This is a genomic window from Gordonia otitidis, from assembly GCF_020735545.1.
In the GTDB taxonomy this organism is placed as follows: Bacteria; Actinomycetota; Actinomycetes; order Mycobacteriales; family Mycobacteriaceae; genus Gordonia; species Gordonia otitidis.
Map to the genome: position 1 here is coordinate 2,846,608 of NZ_CP085974.1, position 12,541 is coordinate 2,859,148.

The 12,541-nt window shown below is 64.6% G+C and carries 11 protein-coding genes; 6 read left to right on the forward strand and 5 right to left on the reverse strand.

Features of this window, described 5'->3' with window-relative positions; translation table 11 throughout:
- The first annotated feature begins 55 nt into the window (after positions 1 to 55).
- From LK459_RS13050 to LK459_RS23235, 4 genes are all read left to right on the forward strand, one after another.
- Complete coding sequence (locus tag LK459_RS13050; protein WP_227918726.1) at positions 56 to 1,201, forward strand: NAD(P)-dependent alcohol dehydrogenase; 1,146 nt, start codon at positions 56 to 58, stop codon at positions 1,199 to 1,201.
- Positions 1,198 to 2,661 carry a long-chain-fatty-acid--CoA ligase gene (locus LK459_RS13055; RefSeq protein WP_227918728.1) on the forward strand — a complete coding sequence of 488 codons (1,464 nt, stop codon included), beginning with the start codon at positions 1,198 to 1,200 and terminating at the stop codon, positions 2,659 to 2,661. The genes LK459_RS13050 and LK459_RS13055 overlap by 4 nt, the downstream gene beginning before the upstream one ends.
- A gap of 94 nt (positions 2,662 to 2,755) precedes the next feature.
- Entirely contained in the window at positions 2,756 to 4,132 is a 1,377-nt protein-coding gene (locus tag LK459_RS13060; RefSeq protein ID WP_064862420.1) for an IS1380-like element ISGbr1 family transposase, read from the forward strand.
- 41 nt (positions 4,133 to 4,173) lie between these two features.
- On the forward strand, positions 4,174 to 4,464 hold the full coding sequence (locus LK459_RS23235) for an AMP-binding enzyme (RefSeq protein ID WP_322590777.1): 291 nt from the start codon (positions 4,174 to 4,176) through the stop codon (positions 4,462 to 4,464).
- Between the two features lie 16 nt (positions 4,465 to 4,480).
- Here the strand turns inward: LK459_RS23235 and LK459_RS13070 are convergent, their stop codons facing one another.
- From LK459_RS13070 to LK459_RS13080, 3 genes are all read right to left on the reverse strand, one after another.
- A complete protein-coding gene (locus tag LK459_RS13070) occupies positions 4,481 to 6,058 on the reverse strand; it encodes a hypothetical protein (RefSeq protein WP_227918729.1) in 1,578 nt (525 codons plus the stop codon).
- A complete protein-coding gene (locus tag LK459_RS13075; RefSeq protein ID WP_227918731.1) occupies positions 6,055 to 7,779 on the reverse strand; it encodes a PQQ-binding-like beta-propeller repeat protein in 1,725 nt (574 codons plus the stop codon). The genes LK459_RS13070 and LK459_RS13075 overlap by 4 nt, the downstream gene beginning before the upstream one ends.
- Before the next feature lie 132 nt (positions 7,780 to 7,911).
- Entirely contained in the window at positions 7,912 to 8,949 is a 1,038-nt protein-coding gene (locus LK459_RS13080; protein WP_227918733.1) for a tocopherol cyclase family protein, read from the reverse strand.
- Positions 8,950 to 9,283: 334 nt separating this feature from the next.
- On the opposite strand from LK459_RS13080, the gene LK459_RS13085 reads away from it, so the two are divergent.
- Positions 9,284 to 10,141 (forward strand): NAD-dependent epimerase/dehydratase family protein, encoded by an 858-nt coding sequence (locus LK459_RS13085; RefSeq protein ID WP_227918734.1) that lies wholly within the window; start codon positions 9,284 to 9,286, stop codon positions 10,139 to 10,141.
- A gap of 71 nt (positions 10,142 to 10,212) precedes the next feature.
- Positions 10,213 to 11,097: a LysR family transcriptional regulator gene (locus tag LK459_RS13090; RefSeq protein ID WP_227918736.1), complete on the forward strand. Its 885-nt coding sequence runs from the start codon at positions 10,213 to 10,215 to the stop codon at positions 11,095 to 11,097.
- A 332-nt stretch (positions 11,098 to 11,429) separates the two neighbouring features.
- On the opposite strand, the gene LK459_RS13095 is transcribed toward LK459_RS13090, so the two are convergent.
- Positions 11,430 to 11,933: a hypothetical protein gene (locus tag LK459_RS13095; RefSeq protein ID WP_227918738.1), complete on the reverse strand. Its 504-nt coding sequence runs from the start codon at positions 11,931 to 11,933 to the stop codon at positions 11,430 to 11,432.
- A 418-nt stretch (positions 11,934 to 12,351) separates the two neighbouring features.
- Positions 12,352 to 12,492, reverse strand: a complete 141-nt coding sequence (locus LK459_RS13100) for a hypothetical protein (RefSeq protein ID WP_227918740.1) — start codon at positions 12,490 to 12,492, stop codon at positions 12,352 to 12,354.
- Positions 12,493 to 12,541 lie beyond the last annotated feature (49 nt).

Genomic DNA, 12,541 nt, shown 5'->3' on the forward strand with positions numbered 1-12,541 from the left:
ATTTCGTTTATCCCTCACCGACCGATCACAAGCAAATCGGTGGATCGAGGCTGAGATGTCGACGACCGTGAAATCGATGCCGATGCGCGCAGCCGTGTTCCACGACTACGACGCCGCACCGGTCATCGAAGAGGTCGTGCCGACCGACCTGGAACCGGACGAGGTTCTCGTCGCTGTCGCTGGGGTGGGTATCTGCCACACCGATCTCACGGCGATCGACGGAACAGTGCCGCTACCAACACCTTTCGTTGTCGGACATGAGGGGTCCGGGGTGATCGAGGCCGTCGGCAGCGACGTTGTCGATCTCGCGGTCGGCGACAGGGTTGTGCTCACCTTCGATCACTGTCGTGAGTGTGTCAGTTGTCGATCAGGGCACCCCGCGTACTGCGAACTGTTCGCTGCGCTCAACTACTTCGGTACCAGACTCGACGGCAGCGCGACGCTGCGTGCTGGTGAGGAGGATGTCCACGGGAGTTGGTTCGGGCAGTCGTCTTTCGGTACCCACGCGGTCGCCAGCGCTCGAAATGCCGTGAAGGTGGACGACGATCTTCCGATCGAGATACTCGGACCACTCGGGTGCGGATTACTCACCGGCGCAGGTGCTGTGCTCAACGTGCACCGCCCCCGTGAGGGCCAGAGCATCGGTATCTGGGGGATCGGCACGGTCGGGCTGTCTGCGGTCATGGCAGCAAAGGCAGCGGGGTGCGATCCCATCATCGCCGTCGATCCGAACACCGAGCGCCTGGAGGTCGCCCGGAAACTCGGTGCAACCCACACGTTCGATCCCACGGCGACCGACGACGTCGTCTGGGAGATCATGGAACTGACCGGCGGACTCGACTTCACGATCGACGCGGTCGGATCGGGACTCGTTGTGCGCCAGGCGCTTGAGTCGCTTCGGTCGCCCGGGTCGTGCGCGACGCTCGGACTGCAGAAGCTCGAGAACGAGATCACCATCGACCAAGGTCATCTGTTGCTGGGACGGACCCTGACCGGCGTCATCGAAGGCGACGCCGACCCACATCGATTCATACCCGAACTGATCGGGCTCTGGCGGGAGGGGAAGTTTCCCTTCGACACGCTGATCACCACGTACCGTTTCGACGACATCGCGACAGCTCTGTCGGATCTGCGCGCGGGCATATCGATCAAACCGGTTCTGGTGCCGACATCTTCAGACGAGGAGGACGCTCGTTCATGACTACACAGGGCTCCGAGATCAGCCGCCCTTTCGACACCGGGGTTCTGGGTGGTGCCGGAGACGTCGGGGTGCAACCCATCATCGCGACCGTCGATCGCTGGGTGGAACGCAAACCCGACGACGTCGCGGTGATCTACGGCGAGCAACAGTTCACGTGGCGCAAATTCCGCGAGCGCATCGAGCGCAGCGCGGCCGCCCAGGTTGCTGCAGGTATCGGACCGAACGACCGGATCGCATTCCTGGACAAGAACTCTGTGGCATGCCTGGAGACGACACTGGCGGCTTCGCTGACGGGCGCGGCCAATGCCGTCATCAACTTCCGACTCTCGCCTGCCGAAGTCGCCTACATCATCAATGATGCCAAGGCGTCGATCGTCGTCGTGGGGTCCGAGTTCGTCGACGTCATCGCCGCATTGCGCGACGAACTACCGACGGTGACGCGGGTGATCGTCAGCGGTGGACCCGACGACGAGTACGAGCGATGGCTGGCCGACGCCGACGCCGCATTCGAGGCCGTGCCATTCGATCCCGATGCTGCATTCCTGCAGCTCTACACCTCCGGCACCACGGGACATCCCAAGGGCGCCATGCTCACTCACCGAAGTCTCGGTGCTCACAGTCGGGCGGCGGTCGCCGGGTTCGGCTTCACCGACGACTCCGTGAACATGGTCGCTATGCCGCTGTTCCATGTCGGCGGCTCGTCGTGGGCGCTCGCCGCCATGTCCGTGGGTGCCCAGACGGTGATCGTCCGCGAAACCATACCGGCGGCGATCCTCGACGAGATCGTCGCGCGCGCAGTCACGCACGCCTTCTTCGTCCCGGCGGTATACGGCTTTCTGCTCGCCGATCCTCAGGTAGCCGAGCGGGACTACTCGACGGTGAGATGCTTCGGCTACGGGGGATCCCCCATGCCGCTGCCGACGATTCGGGCATGTCTGGACACGTGGCCAGACGTCGACTTCTACCAGGTGTACGGCATGACCGAGATGTCCGGCGTATTCAGTGTTCTCGGTCCTGCCGATCATCGCGACGTCGAACATCCTGAACGGCTCGTCTCCGCGGGTCGACCGCTTCCCGGAGTCATCGTCAAAGTTGTTGACCCAGAGGGAAAGACGGTGGCTCCCGGTGAGGTCGGCGAGTTCTGGACACAGTCCGAGCAGCACATGCTCGGCTACTGGGACAAGCCACAGGAGACTGCGGAGACACTCGTCGGTGACGACTGGTTGCGTACCGGGGACGCCGGGCACATGGATGCCGACGGTTACCTGTTCATCTCTGACCGGGTCAAGGACATGATCATCACCGGCGGCGAGAACGTCTATCCCGTCGAGGTCGAACGTGTCGTGATCGAACACGACGCCGTCGCCGATGTTGCGGTGATCGGTGTGCCCGACACGAAGTGGGGTGAGTCCGTGAAAGCGGTGATCGTGCTAAGCCTCGATCCACCGATTTGCTTGTGATCGGTCGGTGAGGGATAAACGAAATGCCCTGTCTGAGTGACAGAATGGGACTTCTCTAGGGTTCCATCCACACACACAGGAGGGCATGTCGTAGATGCGATTGTCTCACACTCACCCGGTCCGGTCTGCATCCTGTGACGATCCGAATCTCCTCGCCGCTGCGGGGGTGGTGCCGGTGATGGCGCTGGCCGAACGCGCCAGCCTGTCGGAGTTGGCCCGCGAGCATCTGAGCGTGCCCACCGACAAGGGCGCCCATCCGGATCGGAAAATGTTTTCCCTGGTGGCGGGGATGGTGGCGGGCGCCGACAGCATCGACGACATGGCCGTGTTGCGACACGGCGCGATGGGCAAGGTGTTCGACCATCCTTACGCCCCGTCGACGTTGGGATCGTTTCTTCGCGAGTTCCGGTTCGGGCATGTCCGCCAAGCCGATGCGATCGCCACCCGGCTGTTGGCGGGACTGGCTCGCCATACTCCGGTGCTGGCGGGGATCGACGGGCCGGTGATGATCGATATCGACGACTCGATCATCGAGGTCCACGGCCCGGCCAAGCAGGGCGTCGGATTCGGCTACACCCGAGTGCGTGGGCTGAACTCGGCGATCACCACCCTCACCTGTGGTGACGGTGCGCCGGTGATCGCCGCTCAACGCCTGCGCAAAGGGGCGTGTAACTCCGCGCGCGGGGCGCATCGGTTGATCGCCGACACCCTGGCCACCGTGCGGCGGCTACGGTCGTCCGATGCGTCGGGACCGATACTGCTGCGAGCGGATTCAGCGTTCTACGGCCATCGCGCGATCACCACCGCGCTCCGGGCCGGTGCGCAGGTGTCGGTCACCGTGCGTCAGGATTCCCACGTCCGAGCAGCGATCAGCGAGGTACCGGCAGATGCATGGACGCCGATCGAGTACACCGACGCCGTCTTCGACGAAGACAGCGGCCAGTGGGTCTCGCGGGCCGAGGTCGCCGAAGTACCGTTCACCGCGTTCACCTCCAAAGCCAAGCGCCTGCAGGTATCCGGACGGCTGGTGGTGCGCCGTATCCCTGACTTCGCAGCCGAGGGAGACGGCTTGTTCGACGTGTGGCGGTTTCATGCGTTCTTCACCACCAGCGACCTGGACACCGTGACCGCCGACAAGACTCACCGCGGTCATGCGATCATCGAGCAAGTCCACGCCGACCTCAAAGCCTCCGCATTGGCGCATCTGCCCTCGGGAAAGTTCTGCGCGAACGCCGCATGGCTGGTGTGTGCGGTCATCGCGTTCAACCTGACCCGCGCCGCAGCCTGTCTCGGTGGACAGCGTCTGGCGAAGGCGACTACCTCCACCATCCGACGCACCCTGATCTGCATACCCGCTCGAATCGCGTCCTCAGCGCGGCGCATCACGATGCATCTACCCGCCCGATGGCCGTGGGAACGCGAGTGGAACCTGTTGTTCAACAACACGATCAAACGACAACACTCAGCCTGACCCCTAACCATCGGCCAGAACCGGCCCCGACACGAAACCCAGTGAAACACGCCGACACCAGAGATCGGCGACTCACCCACGCCCACCGCCACCCCGAACATACACAACACATTTCACGAGACATCAAAAAGCCGATCGGTGGATCGAGGCTAAGTCCCGGCGCCGAGGTCACCGAGGACGAGTTGGTCGCCCACTGCCGCGCCCGGCTCGCCGGATACAAGGTGCCCAAGTCGGTCGACATCGTCACCGATCTGCCGCGCAACTCGACCGGCAAGATCCTCAAACGCGAGATCCGCAAGGAATTCTGGGAGGGGCGGACGCTGCACACGTGACGATCATGTCGAGCAGTTAACGGAAGCCGACGATGTCAAATCTCCCGGACGACAGTTCGCATACTGCGATGACGGCACCGGGCACGGTCAGCACCTGGCGGATGTCCTGACGGGAACCGGTGCAGGTCGTGACGTCGATGGCTTGCACAGCGCCGGTGAGCGGGTCGACTCTCGAGAGGCTGTGACCGTCGAGCGTGGCGACGATGTGGTCACCGACGAGTGTGAAGTCACCTGGCTGACGTGCGGGATAAGCAGGCACCTCCACCGTGTGATGCTGTGCGTATGAGCGCACGAATACCGAATCGGCCGACACGTCTGTGGGGATGAGAACGACCGTGTCGCGCGGGCCCCGTGCGAGCTGCCCGACGCTTTCGGGGACCGGTGCGGAGTCGACCTGCTGCCCGCGATCGTTGACCACGACGACGTGTGCTGAGTCCGCCGAGCTTCCCGGCGCGACGAGAACCGCGAACTCATCCTCGGAGACCGCGGCAACGTGGACGACGTTGCCCGAGGGCAGGTCGGACTGCAGACGAATGGGTGCACCCGTCGTACGATCGGTCAGCTCGAGCTGTCCGTCGAGGCACCTCGCCTGTGCAGCGTGTGTTTCTACACCAGGGCAGTCCTCGTAGGACTGATCCGCATGGCTGTCGTCGACGGAGCGCGAACGGATCTCGCCGGTGACGGGGTCGAGTCCGACGGTGATGTTCGCGCGGCGCGCCGACACGGTTCCGTCGGGTTCGACGGCGAGTGTGACCTGAGGCCCGTCCTGATCATCGACGGTGAGATCAGCGAAATCGAACGACCATCGGGGTGATCCGGTGCGCCCGTCGTAGGCTGTCACCGTGTTGTCGTAAACCGCCACGAATCCGTCACCAGCGCGAGCGAGTGGGTCTCGGCCGTCTCCATTCAGCCTTGTGCGGTAGGCGACTTCGGTGACATCGGTCGGCAGTGGCGCCGTCGGCTCGGCCGCGGCGAGGTGCGGCCGCCACGGATTCGCGTACGAGCGTGCGAGGGTGATCGTCGACGGCACGACGAGTGCGATGACGAGAAGAGCGACGACAGCGCTGGTCCGGGCCCGACGTGGTGCGGAGATGGGCAGCGCAGCGACTGTGCACAGTGCGACCGAACCACACACAGCCGCGACGATCGCGTAGACGAACGCGCCATGGCTGTCGAAAAGTCTTGTGACATCGCGGTTCTTCGATCCTGCGACAACGCAGGCAATCACCGCGATCACGGCCATGATCGCAACCGGCGGCAGGCTCGCCGACCACCATTCCGCGGTCCACGCTCGCCTGCGGACCGCCAGCGCGAGCAGTGCGAGAGCACCAGCGATGAGAGCGCCGAATGCGAGCGCCCGTGCGATCGCACCCGGCGCACCGGCGAGGTGGAGATCGGTGCGGAGTATCAGCGAGGTCACCCCGAAAGCAATTGCGAGCAGTGCGAGCGATATCGAGAAGCCGACGAGCACCGGCGCATTGACGACGTTCGACTCGGCGGGCGCACCCTGCGTCGGTGACGCAGTCGATTCGTCCGTCGGTTGTGCGTCCTCCGACGGCGCCGCCACGTCGTCGCGATCACTCTGAGCGGTCATCGGGTACCTCGCATCGTGGAGATGGTGTCGTCGAAGCCCATGACGACACCGCCTGGGAAGGGTTCCATCGACTCCGCCCGGCCAGGTCGGCTCTCATGGGTGCCCGCGCGCAGGTCGACCGTAGTGATCTGTCCCGTGGATGCCGAGCGCGGCTGACTCCCGTCCCAGGAAAGGGTGGCGATCAGGAGTTGATCGTGCAGGAAGAGCGAGGAGGAGTAGCTGCCCTCAACCGAAATTCGCAGAGGAGTGGTGGGTGCGGCGAGCGAGATGAGTTCGATTTCCGCACGGTTGGCCGGTTCTGCGATGCAGTTCTTGGAGGCGTTGTCGCAGTTGATGATTCGTTTGTCAGTTAACTCCGCAACATGCTTGCCGGTCGCGTCGGCGATAGCGGCAGGGTACTGATCCTGCTGGTCGGCGACGTAGTGATATCCCTCCGGTAGTGGTGGTCGGTCGGGGTCGCGCGCGTCGCGCTCCGGGCGGCTCGGGAGCACTGCGCCGGTGTTCGCGTCGAGTACGCGGGTGTGACTGCCGTCGGGGCGGGTGAGCGTGAGTTCGACGGTGTCGTCCAGATCTCTGACGTCGTCGATGCTGCACGTCGTTCCCGCGTCGTGGCTCCAGCGCAGTTGGCCGGACGTGGGGTCGTACTCGCGAACGGTGCTGTCGTCCGTTGCCTCCAGGAGGTGATGAACCTGTGGGTCACCCTCGACATCGCGATCCGAGTTCGCTCGTGGAAGCGACAACGTTGTCGAGTTCTTCCATATTCTCTCGCCGGTTGTCGCGTCGATACCGAATGTTCTCGTCCCTCCGGGGAATCCGCCGACGGTGACCGCAACGATTCCCTTGGCGGTGACGACGTGGACGCGTATCGAGGGGGAAGGATTGCCGACCACTCGCAGGTTCCATCTGGTGGTGAGGTCGTCGCCGTTGTACATCGTCAGACTGCTCGGGGAATCGTAAAGCCCGTCCGCGTCGACCGTCACGAAACCTGGACCCACCGGGTATGCGGCCACGACGCCGTCGGCGAACTGACGCGGCTCGCCGACGACAGCAGTGGGAAGAGGCGTCGAAACCTGATGGCGGTCACCGAGATCGATCTCGACCATCTGATCTTCGGCACTGGCTGTCGGCGGCGCGAAGACCGCTGTCGCGGTTGCCGCTGCAACGAGCGCGATCAGTGCGGTCAGGGCGACTCCGCGCGTCGTCGACGTGCGGGGTGCGCGCCCTGCGAGGCCGAAGGGCAGAAGAAGAAGCCCGACGAGCGCCACCCAGAATGCGGCGAGTGTGCCGCCGTAGCCGGTGCCGTGGATGTCCGCGTCGTTCATCGACGGCGCGTGAGTGAAGTAGAACAGGCCCACGAGGGCCTGGCAGAGCAGCGCGACGAGGCACACGAGTTTCGCGGTATACCGGGCAGTGTTCGAACGCGTGAGCACGGCGACGACCGTCAGCGCGACAACGACCAGGGACAGCACCATCGTCGCCGTGTTGACGGGGAGCCGGATGTCGCTGAAGCGGACCTTGCCGCCCGTCATCGACCTGTCGACCAGGTTCTCGGTACCGAACAGGATCACCATCAGCGCGACGGCGGACGCTCCGAGCAGTGCACCGAGGCCAAGGCCGGTGACCACCCAGTCGACCCAACCGCGGTGCTTGGTCGTGCCCCCTGGCTGGTCAGCTGCTGACGCTGTGACTTCTCGGGCGTCGGGGTCGGGGGTTGTGCGCACGCCGGGGATGCTACCTATCGGGCAAACGAGTGGTTCGACGTCCTCATTCGCGCGAGCGACGGCCCGAAGCAGATCGGCCTGTGGAGCCGGGGTGGATGCGTTCGGGTGTGAACGCGAGGCGGGTCCGCGGATTCAGGGGATCGGGGGAGCGTCGGTGTCACTCGCGGTGCCGCCGCGACGCAGGATTTCTGCTTTCGCTCGGGCGATGCCACCGTGTTCCAGTGCGGCCAGGTTGGATTCGCCACTCCAGACCACCCGACCGTCGCGGCGTCGAACCTCGACAGTCATATGTGCGCCGAGATGCTCGATCGCGCCGGGGATGTTGCGTCGCTGGCTGGGGAGGGGCACCGGCAAGACGTGCGCATCGCCCAAACGACCAGACCCTTCGACGTGAACGACGTACCGACGCCCTGTGCTGTGCAGCGACCACGATTCGTCGGTGACCTGTGCGCGGACGGGTGAGATCAGCGGGTCGCCGACGCGTATCAGGCGTCCGTCGGGTAGGAGGACGACGATGACGGTGACCTCTGTCTTCAATGGCCCCGCACGGACGGTTCCGCCTGCAAAGGCCACGCACGCCGTCGGTTCGGTGAAACCCTGGGCCTGACCCCACCACCAGCTCTCGGGGAATCCCTCACGACCCCAGTTCTTTTCGGCGTACACCTGGGCGCCGTCGAGGTTCCAGGTCTCATCGCCGACGGTTGCGGTACCGCTCGCGCGGCCACCGAGCAGCCACGGAGTCCAGTACTGGTTGAGTCCCGGTATGGAATGGAACAGTCCGGAAGCGCCGTAGGCTCGACGCGGCCACGGGATCGGATCGTCGACGCGGACCTCGAGCTGTGCGTCGGGACCCAAGTCGACGTGGAGTTCATTTATGTCGGCACGAAAAGCTGGGTCCGCGCGCACCTCGAGTGCGCGGGGATTGTCTTGCGCGCCAGGATGTGCGCTGGTGCGGAGCACTCTGTTCGGGTGGGAAGCCAGCCCTATCGTGGCCCAGCGGTCGCCGCTGTCAGCCGTGTTCACGCCGCATAGGGCGATGAGCGTGCGGCCACGGTCGGGTTGAGTGAACCGCCAGAAGTAGCCTTCCATGGCCACGCCGTGCCCGGCCAGGGGATTGCCGAAAGGGAGATCGGCGCCGCTGGCGCGATAGCGAGTGCTCAGTCGGGACATGTGCCACTCCTCGTGCCGCTCCTGGAGGCAGGCTACCGGGTACCGGCAGAGCCCCGCCAAGGCTTCGGGGACTCCGCACGACTACCGGATTTGGTATTGCCAGTCGGTGTCGGTGGGCGACGCTTCTCGGGTTCGACGACCTCAACGACGTATTTCGACCACGGCATGAGGAACCGGACCTTGCGAGAGTCGCCCGAGGAGGTCGGCGAACCGTATGGAACCGTCGATGCCCGATCGGCATCACAGCGACCGATCCAGGTCTTGGACGCCACCGACACCCACCGCGCACACTCGGGTCGAGGATGCAGGACGCTCCACATCGAAAGGAATCGACATGAAGGTCTTCGTCACCGGCGGTTCTGGCTACGTCGGCACCGCCGTCATCACGGCACTACAGGACCACGGACACACCGTCACAGCGCTCGCCCGCAGCGACCGCTCCGCCGACGCGGTCCGCGGTCTGGGGGCCACTGCAGTCCGCGGCGAATTGACGGACCTCGAGGTGTTGAGTGAGGCCGCTGTGCAGAGCGAGGCCGTGATCCACCTTGCCCAGGCGACCACCGGCGCCGAGGATCGAGCAGCTGCTGAGGCAATGCTCGACGGGGTGGGGAGCGGAACCTACGTCCATACCGGTGGCACCTGGGTTTACGGTGACACAGACGGTGTCGCCGACGAGGACGCGCCGTGGAATCCGCCGGCGATCGTGGGCTGGCGTCGTGACGTCGAGGACGCGGTGCTGGGACGCGTCTGCGACGGCAGGACTCCTGTCGTCATCCGACCGGGTCTGGTGTACGGCGGCCAGAACCGCCTTATCGAGGAGTTTGTCATTCAACCGGCCCGCTCCGCAGGTGCTGTGGCGTACATCGGCGACGGGTCCGCGCACTGGGCACTGGTGCACGTCGAGGATCTGGCTCATTTGTACGTCGCCGCCCTGGACGCATCGGCGGGGTCCGTGTACATCGGCGTGGGCGGGGTCAACCCGTCGACGCGCGACGTCGCCGAGGCGATATCGTCCGCACTTGGTCTCACCGCCACTCCGGTGTCGATCCCGCTGGACGAAGCGCGAAGCACGATGGGACCTGTCGCCGACGCGTTGGCACTTGACCAACAGCTCACTCCGGCTCGCGCCCAGCGTGAGCTGGCCTGGGCTCCGGCGCATCTCGACCCTCTCGGGGAGTTGTCACAGGTCTGAAGTTGGCGCATGGTGGAGATTGCGACCGCGGACGGTGCGCGCAGCGATGTCGACGACGGGGAGGACGATCGGTGGACCTCGATCTGAGGAAGCTGCGCTACTTCGTCGCGGTCGCCGACGAACTCCACTTCGGACGCGCAGCCGCGTCCCTGCACGTTGCGCAACCCGCGCTGTCGCGCCAGATCCGCGCGCTGGAGGCCGACCTCGGAGTGACGCTCTTCGATCGGGACCGACGGCGCACAACGCTGACCGACGCAGGGCGACAGCTTCACGCGGACGCACCAGCCTTGCTCGAGGCAGCAACCGCTGCGACGAGGAAGGCGCGGGCCGCCGCTGAGACGACCGCCTCGATCACCATCGGGTTCATGCCCGGTCTCACCCTCTCGGCGCTGTTGCGGCGCCTTCGTGAGACCCATCCTGCGATGCAGGTGAGACTTCTGCGCACCGATTGGAACACCCAGACAGCAGTCCTCCGTGACGGCAGGGTGGACATCAGCGTGGTCCGACTTCCAGTCCCACGCAGTGGAATCCATCTACGCCCGTGGTTCAGGGAACCACGTGTCGCGGCGATCCCCGCACACCACCCACTGGCTGGGTCGTCCTCGATCGCGCTGGCCGACCTGGCACGCGAGCACCTCCTCCAGAGCACCGATGCGGTCCCAGAGTGGCAAGCGGTCGCAGACGAGTTCTGTTCGGGGACACCGGTACCGACCCATCCCCAGCACAGCGTTGAGGAGAAGCTGGAACTGGTCGCCGCCGAGGAGGGCATCTGCATCCTGCCGCTGAGCACCGGACAGTTCTACACACGGTCCGATGTCGCGGTGGTCCCGATCCGCGACATCCCGCCCAATGAGGTGGCATTCGCTTGGCTTACAGGGTCGAGGAGCCCGCAGGTGCGCGCCGTGGTGGACGCTGCGACGGCCGAGCGGGACGCCATGGCCGCCGACGATGGATGACACCCGCACGGTCGCGATGCCGGTGCCCTCAAAGGTGATGGTCGGGGTGGGGCCCGACACTGAAACTCGTCCGCCAGTCCGGAATCTGGCCGAGCGCGGCAATCACCTGCCGCGCGCAGTGAGTTTCTGGACTGGCGACCCGGGGGAAACAGCGGACTTCCGGACTGGGATTCGGCGGACAGTCTGGACTCGAATGCAGTATCGCTCTGACCTGCGGGTACAGGTAGTCTCCTGGCGGCGCATTAAATGCGGCGACGGAACTTATACTATGCGCTCTCAGTCTATCGACTCGCCGCCAGCGGCGATGATCGTGGCACAGCGCAGTACCCCGTTTACGTAGGTCGAGTCGAGCCGCGAGTCAGCCTGCTAAGCGGACTCGGAGCGATGTCGGGAACATCCAAGCAGGCTGGCAACTGCTCGTGGAAGGTAGCTCGCACATAGTTGTGATATCCGGCCGCCCACATGTACTTCTCGTAGACCCCGGGAATGCCTGCAGCTGAGGACAGTGCACGGTTCAGATAGTCCCGATGTTCGGCCAACGCACGCTGAATATCGTCTTGCACTCCGTCTTCTTCGATGCCGAGGAGGTAGTTCACGAATACCTTGTTATCCGTGTCGCGCAGTAGGTAGTGCTGCAACAGTTGAAAGGTGTCGTCGTCGACGGTGTCGATGATCTCGGTATAGATGTCGTCAGCGATGAGGACCCGTGGATTCTTCGCTTCCTTTTCCTCGAGGAGTACTGCGGCCAGGTGGGCTGGACCTGTGACGAAAGAGTGATCGGCGTAGGCCATGCCAATAGTGATCCCGCCGCGCAGTGCGCGGCCGCGCAATGTCATGTTCAGCTGATAGGTCGTGACGGCGAGAAGTTGGCGGTGGAGTCCGTAGTCGAGAAACCCCGGCGAGAGAGGCTCGATCGGCGTGACGATTGCGACGTTGTCGCTGAAGTAGAGACGCGAGCCGATTCTGCTTCAACCACCGATTCGTTGTCGTGCAGGAGGGTGCGTAGACGATCATAGGTCTTGAGGTCGGCACGGAGGCCCTCGTCAGTGAGTAGCGGGAGTCGTGTCGTGGTTCCGAGCTCGTCGAGGTAGATCACAAACGATAGGCGCAGCGACGGCTGACCGTCGACCGTGTAGAGGGCGCGGCCCTCGTCGCGGCGTCTGGTGCTCTCAGCGCGCCGGTTGTCGGTCTCCATTTGGCTATCAGCGAGGACCTTCTCCAGTTCGTTCATCGCGGATGCCAAGTCCCGGCCGGTCATTGCTCGGCCAGCCTTGCAGCCGACACTTCCGGATCGGCAGCGGTCTGTCTGCTATTCGTGCCGTCCTCAGCCAAATCGGCGGCACGGCGTACCTTGTGCACGATGTCTTCCGCCGAGTGACGCTTACGTCCCGCCATGCTTCCTATCGTCCCTTCTCCGCCCTCATCAGGGCAATCAGGACTGTAG